This is a genomic window from Serratia sp. CY56464, assembly GCF_052168435.1.
Lineage (GTDB): Bacteria > Pseudomonadota > Gammaproteobacteria > Enterobacterales > Enterobacteriaceae > Serratia > Serratia marcescens.
This window is the reverse complement of sequence record NZ_JBJNMV010000001.1, coordinates 1,693,675-1,710,813: the sequence shown is the minus strand read 5'-3', so window position 1 is coordinate 1,710,813 and position 17,139 is coordinate 1,693,675. Positions and strand designations below refer to the sequence as shown.

The 17,139-nt window shown below is 59.7% G+C and carries 12 protein-coding genes and 1 pseudogene; 4 read left to right on the top strand and 9 right to left on the bottom strand.

From position 1 onward, the window contains the following. Nucleotides 1–14: 14 nt before the first annotated feature. From ACJ8KE_RS08270 to ACJ8KE_RS08260, 3 genes are read right to left on the bottom strand one after another with little or no spacing between them, the layout of a single operon-like run. The gene (locus ACJ8KE_RS08270) at nucleotides 15–2,546 is read right to left on the bottom strand and encodes a fimbria/pilus outer membrane usher protein (RefSeq protein WP_416170366.1); all 2,532 of its coding nucleotides are present in this window, start codon (nucleotides 2,544–2,546) and stop codon (nucleotides 15–17) included. A gap of 20 nt (nucleotides 2,547–2,566) precedes the next feature. After that, nucleotides 2,567–3,319: a fimbrial biogenesis chaperone gene (locus ACJ8KE_RS08265; protein ID WP_442517214.1), complete on the bottom strand. Its 753-nt coding sequence runs from the start codon at nucleotides 3,317–3,319 to the stop codon at nucleotides 2,567–2,569. Between the two features lie 59 nt (nucleotides 3,320–3,378). Then, on the bottom strand, nucleotides 3,379–3,912 hold the full coding sequence (locus tag ACJ8KE_RS08260; protein WP_033640638.1) for a fimbrial protein: 534 nt from the start codon (nucleotides 3,910–3,912) through the stop codon (nucleotides 3,379–3,381). A gap of 375 nt (nucleotides 3,913–4,287) precedes the next feature. Here ACJ8KE_RS08260 and ACJ8KE_RS08255 point away from each other — a divergent pair, with 375 nt between their 5' ends. Further along, the gene (locus tag ACJ8KE_RS08255) at nucleotides 4,288–4,971 is read left to right on the top strand and encodes a helix-turn-helix transcriptional regulator (protein WP_442517213.1); all 684 of its coding nucleotides are present in this window, start codon (nucleotides 4,288–4,290) and stop codon (nucleotides 4,969–4,971) included. A 38-nt stretch (nucleotides 4,972–5,009) separates the two neighbouring features. Then, nucleotides 5,010–5,372: pseudogene (locus ACJ8KE_RS08250) on the top strand (tautomerase family protein); the annotation flags it as partial. Nucleotides 5,373–5,426: 54 nt separating this feature from the next. Here ACJ8KE_RS08250 and ACJ8KE_RS08245 read toward each other — a convergent pair. The 4 genes from ACJ8KE_RS08245 to ychF form a co-directional block, all read right to left on the bottom strand. Beyond that, nucleotides 5,427–8,753, bottom strand: a complete 3,327-nt coding sequence (locus ACJ8KE_RS08245; RefSeq protein WP_442517212.1) for an efflux RND transporter permease subunit — start codon at nucleotides 8,751–8,753, stop codon at nucleotides 5,427–5,429. Between the two features lie 10 nt (nucleotides 8,754–8,763). After that, entirely contained in the window at nucleotides 8,764–9,930 is a 1,167-nt protein-coding gene (locus ACJ8KE_RS08240; RefSeq protein WP_261419667.1) for an efflux RND transporter periplasmic adaptor subunit, read from the bottom strand. Nucleotides 9,931–10,847: 917 nt separating this feature from the next. After that, nucleotides 10,848–11,432, bottom strand: coding sequence for a TetR/AcrR family transcriptional regulator (locus ACJ8KE_RS08235; protein ID WP_016928107.1), 585 nt, complete (start codon nucleotides 11,430–11,432; stop codon nucleotides 10,848–10,850). A 296-nt stretch (nucleotides 11,433–11,728) separates the two neighbouring features. Beyond that, entirely contained in the window at nucleotides 11,729–12,820 is a 1,092-nt protein-coding gene (ychF, locus tag ACJ8KE_RS08230; RefSeq protein WP_004941048.1) for a redox-regulated ATPase YchF, read from the bottom strand. Nucleotides 12,821–13,154: 334 nt separating this feature from the next. On the opposite strand from ychF, the gene ACJ8KE_RS08225 reads away from it, so the two are divergent. Then, nucleotides 13,155–14,684, top strand: a complete 1,530-nt coding sequence (locus ACJ8KE_RS08225; protein WP_206195360.1) for a SulP family inorganic anion transporter — start codon at nucleotides 13,155–13,157, stop codon at nucleotides 14,682–14,684. A 37-nt stretch (nucleotides 14,685–14,721) separates the two neighbouring features. On the opposite strand, the gene pth is transcribed toward ACJ8KE_RS08225, so the two are convergent. Next, complete coding sequence (pth, locus tag ACJ8KE_RS08220) at nucleotides 14,722–15,312, bottom strand: aminoacyl-tRNA hydrolase (protein ID WP_442517211.1); 591 nt, start codon at nucleotides 15,310–15,312, stop codon at nucleotides 14,722–14,724. Between the two features lie 301 nt (nucleotides 15,313–15,613). On the opposite strand from pth, the gene ychH reads away from it, so the two are divergent. Next, complete coding sequence (gene ychH / locus ACJ8KE_RS08215; protein ID WP_004941056.1) at nucleotides 15,614–15,892, top strand: stress-induced protein YchH; 279 nt, start codon at nucleotides 15,614–15,616, stop codon at nucleotides 15,890–15,892. A 185-nt stretch (nucleotides 15,893–16,077) separates the two neighbouring features. Here ychH and prs read toward each other — a convergent pair whose 3' ends face one another. After that, entirely contained in the window at nucleotides 16,078–17,025 is a 948-nt protein-coding gene (gene prs, locus ACJ8KE_RS08210; protein WP_442517210.1) for a ribose-phosphate diphosphokinase, read from the bottom strand. Nucleotides 17,026–17,139 lie beyond the last annotated feature (114 nt).

The window sequence follows — 17,139 nt, the reverse complement described above, 5'->3', positions numbered from 1 at the left end:
ATAAGTTAAACGGGCTAGCGGCACGGGGCGCTGAGCCGTTGGATCGGGCTGTCTTCCGCGACGGGCAGGCGGTAATGCAGCGTGCACTGCTGACCGGGCGCGTCGCCCCAGTTCAGCCTCAGCACACCGGCATTCCGGTCGCTGCGCAGATACACCTGATTGGCCTGGCCGACCATGCCCACGCTGTTGCCCGCCTTGTCCAATACGTTGGCGCCCATCGGGATCGGCGCGTTATCGGGCCGCTGCGCGGTGATCAGCAGCGCCTGGCCGCGCACGGTGTTGAAGCGCAGGCGCACCGTGGCGCCAGCGTACGGCGCGACGCGCCGCTGGCCGTCTTCCAGTTCCGTTTTGTCATTCATGCCCTCGGGGTTCAGCGCGACGGTGTTGTAGTGATAGGGCACCAGCGCCGGCGCCAGCGCATAGCCGAAGCGATCGACACGCGCGCCCTGACCGTCCATCACCTGCGCGCCGCTGGCGCCGGGCGCCTCGATCAGGGCGAAGGTGTCACCGACATACGGCCCTAATGTCACGCCGCCGCGGTGCGCCACCACCGCGCCCTGCAGCGACAGTGAGCCTTGTCGATACTGGCGCGCGGTGGAGAACGAGCCGGTGACGTTGGCGTAGGGCAGGCGGGTTTGCAGGTTGCCGCCCCAGATGCTTTGTTGGCGATCGTCGTCGGTGGTGAAGTTCAGGCCGTAGCTGACTGGCTGCTCGTCACCGACGCTGCCCGACAGCGCAGCCTGATAGTTGCCGCCCTGACCCTGGCTGTGGTTGGCCAGCAGCGAGACGCTGGGGGCGGATGACGAACGCCCGAGCGGGAAGCTCAGCGACAGGGCGGTGACGGTCTGCGTGTTCTGCGCCAGCGGCGCGCTGTAGACGTTGTCCAGCGGCCCGTAGCCGCGATAGTCGCCGTTGCTGTAGCCCAAGCTGCGGGTGCGGGTGACGGAGAGGTTAAGCGCCACGCCGTTGCCGAAGGTTTTCCCCCAGCCCAACTGGAGCTGATTATCGCGGCCGCGCTGATCGCGGTAGTCCTGGGTCGAGCCGGACATCGTCAGGCTGCCGAACGCGCCCATGCCCTGATTGACGGCCACCTCGAAACGCGAACGCTGGCGGTAGGAGTCGGACTGCCAGCGTTGGCCGGTGACGGCGGCGCGCCGCACGCCGAGCACGTCGCTGAGATCGCGGAAACCTTCGGTGGAGTAGCGGTAGCCGGCGATGGATAAGGTGGTGTCCGTCGGGCTGAAGGTTCGGCTGTAAGAGAGATGCAGCATCCAGCCTGAGGCGCCGCCGTCCGGCAGGCTGGCGTGGGAATAGGTGGTGTCCATGCCGAAGGCGCCCAGTTCGTTGCTGTACACGCCGCCCAGCATCATCGCCTGATAGCCATCCGCCAGCTGGTTGCCGAGGTTGAAGGTCAGGGCGTTGGTCAGGCCGTGCTGCCAGGTCACTTCGCTGAACAGATCGTTGTCGCCGACGTAGCGGGAACGGCCGACAATGGCGGAGTAGCGAGACTGGCCGGGGCGGATGGATTCCGGCACTGCGGCGAACGGCACGGTGAAGGTGCTGACGCTGCCGTCGGCTTCGGTCACCACTACGGTCAGATCGCCGGCGTAGTTGGTGGCGTACAGATCGTTGATGGCGAACGGCCCCGGCGCTACGGTGGTTTCGTACAGCGTGCTTTTGCCCTGCAGCACCGTCACGCGCGCGTTGCTTTTCGCCACGCCGCGCACCACCGGCGCATAGCCGCGCTGTGAATCCGGCAGCATGCGATCGTCCGAACTGAGCTGAATGCCGCGAAAGCCCAGGCCAGAGAAGAAGTGCCCGTCGGTAAAGCCTTCGCCCAACAGCATTTCGCTGCGCCAGGGCAGGATTGCGCGCTGCACGTAGCGGCGGCTGGTGTCCAGGTGACCGCCGAACTCCCGATCGTAGCGGTAGCTGGACTGCTGACGGTAGCGCCATAGCCCGAGGTTGAACCCGCCGTTCAGGTTGGCGTAGGTCGAATCGAGGTCGCGGGTTTGCCCCTGCCGGTAGCTGACGTGGTACTGGTTGAGGTTGTAATTGACGAAGGCCATCGATTCGCCGCTGTCCAGGCTGGCGGGGTTGACGCTGCCGCGCGGCTGGCCGTTCAACAGCGCCTGCGGAATGCTCAGATCCAGCCGTAGCCGCGAGATATCGGCGTTCACCGCGATGTCTTTGAGATCCCGGCCGGGCAGCAGGCATTCCGCCTCGGCCGCCGGCGGATTCTTCAGCCCGAAGCGTGTCAGCTGCGGCCGATCGAAACAGGGCAGCACCTGCTTGTCTGCGCGCACGAAGCGAATTTGGTCGCGCTCGAGAAACTGGCCGTTGAGGTACAGATCGATCTGATAGCTGCCGGGGGCGACGGCGTCCTGTTGGTTGAACTGGCTCAGGGCGCTGTTGCTCAGCACGCTGCCGCGCAGCAGCGCGGGATCGAAGGTATAGCCGTCGGCGGCGGCGCAGCCCAGCGGCAGCGCCAGCAGCGCGCAGCACCAGCGCGCGGGCAGCGGCGTCGCCTTGCGGACATCGAACATGAAAACCTCCCTGTCTGGTTTCAGCGCGCGACGTTCAGGGTGCGCGTGATTTCCACCCCATAGTCATTGATGACGCGCAGCGTGACCTGCCGCACCTCCCCGTTCACCGGCCAACTGGCCTGCGAAAACGGCGGGATCAGATCCGCCTGCGGGATCACGGTGCGTTTCGCGCCGCTCAGGATCGCGGCCTGGCTGACGTTGGCGTAGTAGCCGGTCGGGTTATCGACGCGCAGCGCGTTGCCGACCTGGCGCAGGCTAAGGCGATCGATGACGTGGTTGGCGTCGCCGGCCAGCCCGGCGGGGCGATAGAACACCTTCAGCCGATTGGTGACCACCAGCAGCAGTTTGTTCTTGTCGCTGTCCGTCTGACGCACGGCGGGCACCTGCAGGAAGTTGAGGTAGAACAGCGATTCGCGATCGCGCGCCAGCGGCTGGCCGACGAACGACAGCCGCACCATTTGCCCGCTGTGCGGATTCATGCGGAAGATTTGTGGCGAGGCGACAAAGGGCGCATCGGCGTTTTCCGGCGTGGACTGCGGGTTATTGATGTCGAGCCAGATCTGCATCAGCGCCGGGGTGCCGTCGTCATTGGTGAACTGCAGCGTTTTTTCCCGCGCCTCGGCGGGGTAGATCACGCGGTTGCCGAGCAGCGTTACGCTGGCCAAGGCGTGGGTGGCGGCAAAACTCATCAGGCAAAGCGACAGGGCGGCCCATCGGCGGGCGGAGCGGGTTATCTGCGGCATAAACGTGAACCGATAAAGGGGGCGAGTCATTCAGCGCCGCCCGCTAAGGAACGGCGCTGGCATCAACAGGTGTGGCGCCTGACGCCGGCTTATTTGTAGCTAATGGCGAACTGGGCGGTGGCGATCACCGAACCGGCCGCCACGCCGGTGTCTTCCGCGTAGTAGCGGGCCACCAGATTCTGTGAGGTGGAGGTGGCGTCCTTCGCCAGCGTCATCGCGGAGGTGGTGACGGTCGAGCCGCTGGCGAATGACAGCGGCGTGGTGGCGTCGCTGTCCAGCAGTTGAATGGACACCTTGGCCGCATCGCCCGCGTTGCCCAGGTTGCCGTTGGTAGTCGGGTTGTTGCCCGCCAGCACGGTTTTGATCGCCGTATCGCTGGTCGCCGCGGCGCAGCCCGTCACGTTAACGGTAAAGGTGGTGTCGCCGGCGGTGGCGCCTTTGGCGGCGAGTTTGCTGGCGGCGACGGTCGGCAGCAACACGACCGGGTTGGATTGGTTGCCGTTAATATTCACCGAACAGGTTTGCGTGCTGACTTCGCCTTTGAATTGCACGGTATTGGATGAGGCGGCCGCACAGGCGCCGGAGAGAGCCAGCATGGATAATGCGACTAATTTAACATTCATGTGAAATGCCCTTTAATTAACTTTAGAGAAAAGCTTTCCTGACAGTAATAAATTACTGACGTGCGTTTGTTGATTAATCATGTTGCGCAATTGTTTTTTAAACGCGTCGGCAAACATGGATTTTCATCCTAACAAACTAAGAATTTTCCCTATAGGTGTTTTCCGCATGGTAATAAGGTGGTAGTGCGGGTTGTTACATTTATTTTCATTTTCCTTTATGTCATACAAAATGGAAAATAGATCTATATCATTGTGTTGCGTTTTTATTGGGTTGTCAGTTTTTGCTTATGAAATAATTTGAAACATTCATGCCTTTTTTGCGTATTAATCAACGTGCTGACTGTTGCGTGATTATTTGAAAAACATGTTATCAAGATGTTTTATATCGGTGTGCTTTGCAAGCGAATTACCCCAAAAAAGAACAGCGACAAGCTGCCTAAGGTGTGGAAGCATGTTTTCATGCTGATAAGGAGAATTAAAGTGAGAGTGATTTATATCGACGGTTCGTCGTTGTGCCGGTTAGGTATGAAAACATTATTGGGGGGTGGGGTGATAACCTTATCTGCGCCTAATATTAACATCGTTAAAAATATAAGCCCGGCGCCTGATTTAATTATCATGGATTTTCCCCATGAAATCTATCGGTTCGAAGCCTATTTGAGGTTTGTTGACCTTTGCCGCGCTGAATATAAAGACGTCCGGATACTGTTCTTCGTCGATAAGACTTCGCCGCTGATCCTGGCATTTATCGCGGCGGCGCGGCCGGATGCGATTTTGCACAAACGGGAAGCGCTGCAGGTGGTGCGGGAGACCTGCGCGGCGCTAGTCCGCCGTGAAGCGGCGGGCGAATGGCGCGTGGTGAACCGGCATCGGGCGGCGGCGATCACGCCTGGCGAGGCGGCGGTACTGTGTGAAACCGCCCGCACCGAAGATATCCGCCAGACCGCGCGGCGGCTGAATTTGCACCCGAAAACCGTTTATTCGCACCTCAACAATGCCGGCAAGAAGTTCGGCATCCGTAATCGGGTGGAACTGCTTAAGATGATTGCGCTGTTGTAGCGCGCCGTTAACGGGCCTGGACGACGGCCAGCCGCCATCGCGCGATCGCACAGAAGGCCACCGCCCTGTATCAGGACTTCTTGCCGCGTTTTTACGTCAACGTGTTTTTTCACGTGCTGCCGCCAGGGGCGGCCTATCTCGGCGGCGAGCCGGCCGATGACTTCGTGCGGGTGACCATCGATCATATCGCCCGCGCCCTGGACAACGACGCGGAGCAGCAGCAATTCCTGGCGGCCTGCACCCGCATCCTGCAACCCGACATCGCCGCCCGCGGGCTGTGTCGGGAACTGCACGCCGACGAAACGCCGTTCTCGCTGTGGACCATTGACGGATTGAAACCGCCGGCGCCGGGGGAGAGGTGGCGCAGCGAGAATCGGCCCTCGGCGTGGGAGGGAAGTTGATGGGGGCGCGGCGGCGGCAAAACGCTATTCGCCACCGCGAACCGTTATCAGCGCTTAGCCTTTTCGCTTAAAGACCTTCTGCCGCAGCCAGTGTTTGATCTGGCCCCAATACTCTTTGCCCAGCAGGGCGATGGCAATGACAAACAAGGTTTCACCGACCACGACAAGCGTAGAGACAACGACAATCTTGTAGGGAATGTCGAGGAACGGAATGACAGGAAATGCCAGCCAATACAGCAAAACCACGATAAGCATGGCAAACCCGGCTTTTTTCCTCCCGCTCAGGTTCTTGCTGCGTGCCAGTAGGCTGGGCAACTTGCGCAGCCAGTTTTCGAGATCGTCAATCAGGGTATAAACGACAGGGATAACCAGCAGGCTCAGCACGGTGGAGGTGATCAATCCTCCGATGACGGCCACCGCCATCGGGCTGCGGAAGCTGGGATCGGCACTGCCGAAACCCAGAGCCACGGGCAACATGCCCGCCCCCATCGCTAACGTCGTCATGATGACGGGGCGGGAACGTTTGTGGCAGGCATCAATCAGCGCCTCTGTCCGGCTCATGGGTTTATTGAGCACTTCGCCATTCGGGCCGTAATGGCCGCGCCGTGACTCGATCGCATAATCGACCAGCAGGATCGAGTTTTTGGTCGCAATCCCCATCAACATGATTAACCCGATCAGGGATGACATCGAGAAAGACTGGCCCGCCAGCAGTAACCCAACGAATGCGCCGCCCAATGACAGCGGGAGCGCGGCCAGAATGGTGATCGGTTGGAAGAAGTCTTTGAACAGCAGAACCAGCACGATATAGATGGCCAGGATGCCGGCGACCATTGCCGTACCGAAACCGGAAAACAGCTCCTTCATCATTTCGTCATCCCCCTGCACAACCTGGTGCACGCCGGCCGGCAGATTCTGGACTGACGGCAGCTTCGCCACCTGAGCGGCCAGATCCCCGAGCTGGGTGCCCGACAGTTCCACGTCAAGGGTCACGCTGCGTGCGCGATTGATGCGATTAATCTGCGCCGGCCCACTGCCTTGCTCGATATTGACGATCTGATTGAGCAGCACCGGGCCTCTGGCGCCTGGTACGGTCAAACGTTCAAGTACCCCCATATCTTCACGGATGTCCTTTGACAGCTTGACGACGATCGGGATCTGGCGCTGCTCCACGTTGAATTTTGACAGAAACTGATCGTAGTCACCCACGGTTGCGATACGCAAGGTATCGGCAATCGCGACGCCCGATACCCCCAGATCGGCCGCTTTGGCGAAATTGGGCTGCAAGAGGACTTCGCTGCGCGCCAGCCCGGCGCTGGAGGCAATATTGCCGAGGCCAGGGATCTGCCGCAGGTCACTTAATACGGCATCGGCCGCCTTTGCCAGCAGCAGAGGATCATCGCCGGCCAGCACCAATTGGTATTTCTCACCTGAGCCGCCAAACCCCACCTTGCTGCGCACGCCCGGAAGCGCTGCCATCGCCGTGCGTATCTCGCCTTCGATGACCTGTTTCTTCGGACGCTCGTTACGCGCATCCAACAACACCGTCAGCGTTGCCATGCGAACATCGGTTTTTCCGTCGGAAGCCATGACATCGCCGCCCGTTGCGCCGCCACCGATGGTGGTATAGATGTTGCGGATATGCGGGATGGGGGCCAGGCGATGCCGAGCGCGTTCGGCCACTGCCTGGGTTTGTTCCAGCGTGATCCCCGGCGGCAGTTCCAACGTCACCTGCGTCTGGGAGTTGTCATCTGCAGGGAAAAAGCCCTGGGGCAGCAGAGGGATAAGCATCAGAGAGCCGATAAAGAACCCGCCGGCCAACGCCAGGGTGAGCCCGCGGTGCCGCAGCGTCCACCGACAGGCGCGCAGGTAGAGCGCCATCCAGAAAGGATCGCGCTGAGGGCGCGTATGCGGCTTCATCAGGTAGGCGGCCATCATCGGCGTCAGCAAGCGCGCCACAACCAGCGAGGCAAACACCGCCAGCGCCGCCGTCCATCCAAACTGCGTGAAGAATCTTCCGGCAACGCCGGACATGAAGGCCGTCGGCAGGAAAACGGCGATCAAGGCAAATGTCGTGGCGACGACGGCCAGGCCGATTTCCGAGGCGGCATCCATCGCGGCCTGGTACGGCGGTTTGCCCATGCCGATGTGGCGTTCGATGTTCTCCACTTCGACGATGGCATCATCCACCAACAGGCCAATCACCAGCGACAGCGCCAGCAGCGTGACGATACTGAGCGAGAAGCCCATCATGTCCATACCGATGAAGGCCGGTAAAATCGACAGGGGCAACGCCGCCGCCGAGATCAACGTCGCTCGGATATCGCGCAGAAACATGAAGACCACCAGGATGGCGAGAATGGCGCCTTCATAAATCATGTGCATGGAGGCGTCGAACTCCTCCTGCACAGGCCGGACAAAGTCGAAGACCTGCGTGACGTGCAAATCAGGCCGCTCCGCACGCAATTGCGCCAGAACTTTTTCAACCTTGTCGCCGACCTCGACTTCACCGGCGCCTTTGGCGCGCGTGATCTCAAAGCCAACCACCTTCTGGCCGTTGAGGAGCGCAAGCGAACTGCGTTCCGCAATGGTGTCTTTCAGCGTCGCCACGTCGTCCAGGCGAAAACGTTGCCCGCCGGGCAACGACAGTTCGACCGCGGCTAATTCATCCACGTTCTTGACGCGGGCGACCAAACGCAGCGGCTGTTTTCCCCGCCCCAGATCGACTCGCCCGCCCGTCGCGTCCATCTGTACATCGCGCAACTGGCGGGAAACCTCGGCGGCGGTGGCGCCAATCGCCTCCAGTTTGACCGGATCGAGTTCGACTTGGATCTCGCGGTTCACGCCGCCCACACGGGTGACCGACCCTACGCCGGCGACGCCTCTCAGACGCCGCGACAGGGTATTGTCCACAAACCAGGACAGCTCATTCTCATCCATCTTGCTGGCGCTGATGGAAAAGGCCAGGACAGGCTTGCCCGTGATGTTGAGCTTGCGAACGATAGGATCACGCAAATCCGTCGGCAATTCGGTGCGAATGCTTTGCACGGCTGAGCGGACTTCATCCACCGCTTCCTGAACGGGTTTTTCCAGACGAAACTCCGCTGAGATATCGACCAGTCCATCCTGGATCGTGGTGCGCAGGTTCTTCAAACCCTGTACTGAAGAGACGGTGTCCTCCAGCTTGCGCGCCACCTCCGTTTCGAGCTGGGGCGGCGCCGCACCTGGAAGCGAAGCGGATACGGTGAGCGTGGGCACATCCATGTCCGGGAAGCTCTGGATCTTCATCAATTTGAAAGAATAAAAGCCGGCAACGCTCAAGATGACAAAGAGCAAGATGGACGGAATAGGGTTGCGAATGGACCAGGTTGAGATATTCATAATGGGCCTCTTAGCGCGGATCCGATGAGTGGGAAGCCTCGGCCGTGTTGGCCAACTGGACTTTATCGCCCTCATTGAGGAACACGCCGCCGCTGGCGACGATGCGTTCCGCGCCTTGAAGGCCGGACAGGATCTCCTGCTGGTCATTCACCAGACGGCCTACCGCGACTTTAAGCGGATGTGCATGCAGCTCGTCATCTACGGTGAACACCAGGTGAAAACCGTCGCGCGCCACGACGGCGGATTGCGGCACGGTCAGCCCTTGCCGATCGCCTACCGTAATCGTACCGCTGGCATACGTGCCGGGCCGAATCGGCGAGGCATTCTTCGCGGTTGATGGGAGGATGTCCACATAGGCAATTCCGCGGCGCGAGGTCGAATTGACCGTCGGTGCCGCCAGGCGCACGATGCCTTCCCAGGTGTTACCGCCAGGTGAAGCGATCTGCGCTTTTTGCCCCGGTTGGATTTGTTCCAGCTGTTGCGCCGACAATTCCGCTCGCCATTCAAATTTTCCCTGGCGGATCAGGCGGAACATTTCGGTGCTTTGCATAGGAACTGAACCGACCGCGGCCGATCGCGCGGAGATGATGCCGTCATCGGGGGCGCGCAATATCGTCTGGTCTAGTCGCAACTGCTGGGCCGCCATCCGCGCTTTCGCCGATTCCAGACGCGCCTGCGCCGTCTTTTCCTGGGTTAACAGCTTTTGGATATCCTGTTCGCTCAGGCTGCCGACACCGCGCAACAACCGCGCTCGTTTTCCGTCCGCTTGCGCATTCAACGCGACCGCTTTCGCTTCGTTGAGATCGGCTTTCGCCAGCAGCCAGTCATTCATCACGGAATCGCGTGTAAATTCCGCCAGAGGTTGGCCCTGGCGCACCACATCCCCTTCCTGCACCAACAGTTTTTGCACGCGCAGTCCATTGGCCTCCGGGCTGATGATCGCCTCTTGCCAGGCCGCAATCGAACCATTGGCCGTGATGGTGCGGGAAAGGGATTGTCTTGCCGGCGTCGTCAGGGCCACGGTCAGCGTCGGTTTATCTGCCGGTGGGGCAACCTTGTCCGCCGGCGCATCGCAGGCCGATAAGGCGGCGGCAATCGGCATCATCAGCGCGGTTGTACGAAGTGTCTGTAAAGACCAAAAGCGGGGGCGCGTGTTTTGAGCTATCAGTTGTGTCATCGGGAGAACCCATAAGGTAATTATTTGTCGGACCAGTCGCCAACGGCGCGGCGATGTATTGTTCTGTATTGAATTTCAAACGAATCCGGTGCTGTTCTGCTGCGGTTCAGCCTGGCGTTGAAGCATTGCCCGCTCTGACGAAGTGAACAAACGCCGTATCCACTTCCGCACGGTCGATCGCACGCGGTTATGATGCTCATGCGGTTCAGCCTGCCAATCCGCTGCGCTTTCGCCGGGGTCGGTATCCACGCGCGATAAATACAACATCAAGGAAACGGAATTCCTGGTGGTGTGGCGGTTGCTCCCGTTTCCATCGGCAGCGGTCTTGCCACGCTCGGCGACGTCCCCACGCAGAGGGGAGGTCGTTCGAAGCGGAGGCGTTTGTCTCGCCCGTTCGGGGGATTCAGGCAATGGCGCGCTTTGGAGAGAGAACGCGTGTTGTCGCCGGCAGGTGCGTGATGCGTAATAGAGGGCCGCAGCCTCTGCCGCAACCAGTTTGCGAGCGTCATTCCATAACGCTTGAACGCACTCCAAATTTGCACGCGCAACCGGCGTTTTTGCTCCGCGCTCATTCTCCTCGTGACTGGGCTTGCCAGCCGGAGCGCGCAAGCGCCGGGCGCCTGATTCATTTCGGGCGGAGGGCCATGCATTCCACACAGGCACATGTGCCGAGTCAGGCAGGGAGGCTCGCCATGTTGCAGGAACATGCTGGGTTCCTGACAGACGGTCTGATGCAGGCGAGGTTACGCACCCGCAGAGGATCAAAGACACGTTGAGAATAAAAGAAACGATTGTGAGTCGGCGGAGCCTTGGACAGGCCCGTCTCCGTAGCATTTTTAGTTTTGAAACGGGTGGCATGATTGTCGTGTCTTTTTAATGCGTGAGTACATGCTCATTATTTAATTAAAAAAAAGAAGCTAGATGGCTGTATGAGCGCCAGGAAGCTCAATGGCCCGCACCATGGCTTCATAACCTGCGCGTTTGTAAATATCCAACAGGTGCGGTTTTTGAACGGCCATATCGATAACGCCATTGGCCATTACCGTGCAGATCATGCCCTGAAACTCGCTCGACTGCGCTAAATCCAGCCCTTGGACCAATGGAATACCCAGCTGGGAAATATCACCGAACCGTACGCTTCTTTCCCTCTGTGCAGGGGATAACTTGCCGGAGACCATCAATTTGTTCCCTGTCGCATACGCGGCGGGATTGGCGAGCGCCCAATCAATGTAGGCATCCCAGGCGAGCTGCATTTGATCTTTACCCGGCAAAACGCCCTGCAAGCTTTGCGTCAGCAGGCGCTCCATTTCATCAAGCAGGTAGTCGCAGACTGCGCTCAGCAGTACGTCCTTATTTTCAAAGTAGCGGAACAGCGTGCCTTCCGAGACGCCGGCTTTCCTGGCGATGGCCGATGTGGGCGCCGCTAATCCTTGTTCGGCAAAAATGTCGGTGGCGGCCTGCAAGAGCGCCTGCTGCTTTTCTTCACTGCGGGGACGGGCCACGGTGAGGCTCCTTTAATAAGTGAGTAAATACTCATTATAAGGGCGCGAGGGAAGATGACAAGCTTTTTCCTGTAGGACAAGGGATCAACACGAGAGCCGTTTTTCGTGCTGCGATGCGAATAATGCCGTCATGACGGGCGCAATGAAACGTACGGCGAGATCGTTCTGTGGGAAACATGAGACCGTGATGCTCTGTGTCCAGACCGTCAAAACACAGAACCGAGAAACAAAAAATCCACGCCGAAGCGTGGATGTTTCCGTTTCCGGCAGCGGAGAAAAGCGCTGCGGGGAAGGGGTTAGACGTTGAACAAGAAGTTCATCACGTCGCCGTCTTTGACGATGTAGTCTTTACCTTCGGAGCGCATTTTGCCGGCTTCCTTGGCGCCTTGCTCACCCTTGTAGGTGATGAAGTCGTCAAAGGCGATGGTTTGCGCGCGGATAAAGCCTTTCTCGAAGTCGGTGTGGATCTTGCCGGCCGCCTGCGGAGCGGTGGCGCCGACCGGGATGGTCCAGGCGCGCACTTCTTTCACGCCGGCGGTGAAGTAGGTCTGCAGGTTCAGCAGCTCGTAACCGGCGCGGATCACGCGGTTCAGGCCCGGCTCTTCCAGACCCAGCTCGGCCATGAATTCGTCGCGCTCTTCGTCTTCCAGCTCGGCGATGTCGGATTCCACGGCGGCGCACACGGCGACCACCACGGAGCCTTCGGCGTCGGCGATTTTACGCACGGTGTCCAGGTACGGGTTGTTCTCGAAGCCGTCTTCGTTGACGTTGGCGATGTACATGGTCGGCTTCAGCGTCAGGAAGCTCAGGTATTTGATCGCCGCCTTGTCTTCCGCGGTCAGATCCAGCGCGCGCAGCATGCCGGCGTTTTCCAGGTGCGGCAGGCATTTCTCCAGCGCCGCCAGCTCGGCCTTGGCGTCTTTGTCGCCGCCTTTGGCTTTCTTCTGCACGCGGTGGATGGCGCGCTCGCAGGTGTCCAGGTCAGACAGCGCCAGCTCGGTGTTGATGACGTCGATGTCTTCGGCCGGATCGACCTTGTTGTTGACGTGGATGATGTTGTCGTTCTCGAAGCAGCGCACCACGTGGCCGATGGCTTCGGTTTCGCGGATGTTGGTCAGGAACTGGTTGCCCAGGCCTTCACCCTTGGACGCGCCTTTCACCAGGCCGGCGATGTCGACGAATTCCATGGTGGTCGGCAGAATGCGCTGCGGCTTGACGATCTCGGCCAGCTTATCCAGACGCGGATCGGGCATCGGCACCACACCGGTGTTCGGTTCAATGGTGCAGAACGGGAAGTTGGCTGCTTCAATGCCCGCTTTGGTCAACGCGTTGAACAGGGTGGATTTGCCTACGTTAGGCAGGCCGACGATACCGCATTTGAATCCCATGTTGTAATCACCTTAAATATCTTAACTATCAGCTGGTTAGGTTTAACCGACTGCATAAAGGGCAAAATAATGCCGCCATTATACACGTAATGGGCGTTTATCTCGATCAGACTTGCTTGGCGGGGGTGAGCGCAGCGCGGGCGACCGGTTTTTGATTGAGATTTGGATCACATTTACCCATACTGGCCGTTTCGATTAACCGACAGGAAACGCGCCGGATGTATTTCTTGCCTACGCCACCCTGAGCTGTGCCCGCCTGCACTCTGCCGCGCCTTGCGGTACCCCATACCCGCTACGCGGGGAGATGATGTCATCTGTCATAAGTGAATAATGCATGTTTAACCTGAGTAACGTCAGGATCGCGGACGTTAAAAATGAAGTCCTGGCGGGCTTTGTGGTGGCGGTTTCGATGATCCCCGAGGCGGTCGGCTTTTCGCTGGTCGCCGGTCTTTCGCCGATCGTCGGTTTGCATACCGCGTTTATTATCGGCCTGGTCACGGCGCTGTTCGGCGGCAAGCCGGGCATGGTTTCCGGCGCCGCCGGCTCCATTGTGGTGGTGCTGATGAGTCTGGCGGCGCAGTACGGCATGGGTTACGTGCTGTGGGCCACGCTGTTTGCCGGGGGGATCCAAATTCTGATCGGCGCCTTCCGGTTGGGCAAGTTCATTCGGCTGGTGCCGCTGCCGGCGATCCACGGCTTCGTCAACGGTCTGGCGATCGTCATCATGCTGGCACAGCTGAAGATGATCGCCGGGCAGGGCCCGCTGATGTACGGCTTGGTGGCGCTGGCGATTGCGGTGGTGGTGCTGTTCCCGCGCCTGACCAAAGCCATTCCGTCTTCGCTGGCGGCGCTGCTGGTGGTCTCGGCATTGGCGATCGGCCTCAACCTGCACACGCTGCGGGTGGGCGACCTGGCGGACATTTCCGGCGCGCTGCCGCACTTCAGCCTGCCGACGGCGCCGTTTACCCTGGAGATGGTGCGAGTGGTGCTGCCCTATGCGGTGGTGATCGCCCTGGTCGGTTTGATCGAATCGCTGCTGACCATGACGGTGCTGGATGAAATGGGCGGCAAGAAGGGCAACGGCAACCGCGAGAGTATCGCGCAGGGCGCCGGTAACGCGGTATGCGGCCTGTTCGGCTGCTTCGCCGGCTGCGCGATGATCGGCCAGTCGATCATCAACTTCACCTCGGGCGGGCGCGGGCGCATCTCCGGCACGGTAGGCGCCATCCTGCTGATCCTGTTCGTGGTCAGCCTGTCGCGCTATATCGGCCTGCTGCCGGTGGCGGCGCTGGCCGGGGTGATGCTGGTGGTGTGTTACAACACCTTCGAGTGGAGCTCGCTGCGTCGCTTGCGCCGCATGCCGAAGGCGGACGCGCTGGTGATGGTCGCCGTCACGCTGATCACCATCTTTACCGATCTGGCGGTGGCGGTGATCAGCGGGGTGATTATTTCGGCGCTGGTGTTCGCCTGGCAGCAGGCGCGCATCCGCGTGCGTCAGCGGCAGGTAACGGGCGAGGTGGCGGTGTATCAGCTCGATGGCCCGCTGTTCTTCGGCTCTGCTGCGGCTTTCGCCGAGCTGTTCGACCCGCAGAGCGATCCGCAGAGCGTGGTGCTGGATTTTGCCGGCACCCGGGTGATGGATTCCAGCGGCGTAGAGGCGATCGATAAGCTGACGGCGCGCTATCTGGCGGCGGGGAAAAGCATTCGTCTGCGCCACCTGAGCGCTGACTGCGTGCGCCTGCTCAAGCGCGCCGGGCCGTTCTGCAGCCATGAGCTGGACGATCCGCAGTATTATGTGGCGGAAGAGGGCTTCACCGCCGATGAGCGCCGCGTGGGTGAGGAAACCTTCAACCCGCGCGGCTAAAAGCAGGCAGCGGGCAGGGCGCCCGCTGCGGCAAGGTTCAGGCCTGCGCCTTGAAGCTGTGCAGGCGCTGAACGGTTTTTTCCAGCCCGTCCTTCATCAGCATCTCGGTGCAGCGCAGCGATTCGTCGATCGCTTCGTCGATCATCTTCTGCTCGCCGGCCTGCGGCTTGCCGAGCACGAAGCCCACCACCTTGTTCTTGTCGCCCGGATGGCCGATGCCGATGCGCAGGCGGTAGAAGTTCGGGTTGTTGCCGAACTTGTTCTGGATGTCTTTCAGGCCGTTGTGGCCGCCGTTGCCGCCGCCGAGCTTGATTTTGGCCACGCCGGGCGGCAGATCCAGCTCGTCGTGCGCCACCAGGATCTCGTTGGGTTCGATGCGGTAGAAATTGGCCATCGCCAACACCGCTTTGCCGCTCAGGTTCATGAAGGTGGTCGGCACCAGCAGGCGCACGTCGTTGCCCGCCAGGTTCAAACGGGCGGTGTAGCCGAAGAACTTGCTCTCTTCTTTTAACTGCTGATTGTGGCGCTGGGCCAGCAGATCGACGTACCAGGCGCCGGCGTTGTGGCGTGTCTGGGCGTATTCCGCGCCCGGGTTGGCGAGGCCGACTATCAATTTAATACTGCTCACTGGGAGATTCGCTATGATCAGGGTAATGGAAAGGGCCTTAGTCTACCTGTCGGGGCGGTGAATGACAAAACCCGATCTCTGCCGTCACCTTAGGTAAGAAAGGCGAGTGATTCATTAGCTGAATAATTCAATTTGTCCGCTAATTTTCAGCGCCGTGTTAAGAAGTGTCAATAATTCTTTACCATTTGTGATCGCCTCCGCAATCCCCTTGCCGCAACAGGGACTATACTTAACTTATCAAAGTGGGTTAACAAGTTGCAGCGTTATCCCGGTTGGCACATGGCAATCATGGAGGTGGCATATGAAACGTAGAAGCGCGGACAGAGTGGGCAACTTTTTTATGGGGCTGGGGCTGGTCGTGATGATCGGCGGTGTCGGATACTCCATTATTGCTGAAGTATCCCAGTTCAATCTGCCGCAGTTTTTCGCCCACGGCGCCATCATGAGCATCTTCGTCGGCGCGCTGTTGTGGCTGGTGGGCGCGCGTATCGGCGGCCGCGAGCAGGTGGCGGATCGCTACTGGTGGGTAAAACACTTTGATAAACGGTGCCGCAACGATCAACATCGTTCGTCGCATTGATTAAAAAAGCAGAAGGGAAGCAAGAGCAGGGCAAGGGAACATCTGCCGTGCATTAAGGTTTGAGGTCATGTCGGACTACGAGTAGAAAACCCGTTGTTGCTCACGCACCAACGGGTTTTTCTTTTTCTGCTGTCGAGCGCGCTATCTTTCCGGCGCAGTGGGCGCCGCACCGGAAAGATGACGGATCAATGCTCGAACATCGCAGAGATCGACTCTTCGTTGCTGATGCGGCGGATGGCTTCAGCCAGCATGCCGGACAGGGTCAGAGTGCGAACGTTTTTCAGTGCCTTGATTTCCTGCGACAGCGGAATGGTGTCGCAGACGATCACTTCATCAATCACCGAGTTCTTGATGTTGTCCACGGCGTTGCCGGAGAAGATCGGGTGCGTCGCGTAGGCGAATACGCGCTTGGCACCGCGTTCTTTCAACGCTTCAGCCGCTTTACACAAGGTGCCGCCGGTGTCGATCATGTCGTCGACCAGCACGCAGTCGCGGCCTGCCACGTCACCGATGATGTGCATCACCTGAGAAACGTTCGCGCGCGGGCGGCGTTTGTCGATGATGGCCATATCGGTGTCGTTCAGCAGTTTGGCGATGGCGCGGGCGCGCACGACGCCGCCGATGTCCGGGGAAACCACGATCGGGTTTTCCAGGTTCTGCTGCAGCATGTCTTCCAGCAGGATCGGGCTGCCGAACACGTTGTCTACCGGTACGTCGAAGAAGCCTTGAATCTGCTCAGCATGCAGATCCACCGTCAGAACGCGGTCAACCCCTACGCTGGAGAGGAAATCGGCGACAACCTTGGCGGTGATTGGCACACGCGCGGAACGCACGCGGCGATCCTGGCGGGCATAGCCGAAGTAAGGGATAACGGCGGTAATACGACCTGCGGAGGCGCGACGCAGGGCGTCGACCATCACAACCAGTTCCATCAGGTTGTCGTTGGTCGGGGCACAGGTGGACTGGATGATGAAAATATCACCGCCGCGTACATTTTCGTTGATTTGCACGCTCACTTCGCCGTCGCTAAAACGACCTACAGCGGCGTCACCAAGGCTGGTGTACAAACGGTTGGCAATACGTTGTGCTAGTTCCGGGGTGGCGTTACCAGCAAAAAGCTTCATATCAGGCACGAGAAGAACCTCAGGCTTGCGTCCAGAGAAGATATTGTCATGCGACATCGCCAAGGGGCAGTCGGCGACGCCGGCGCAATATACATACGGGTATGTAAAACTAAAATTGAGACC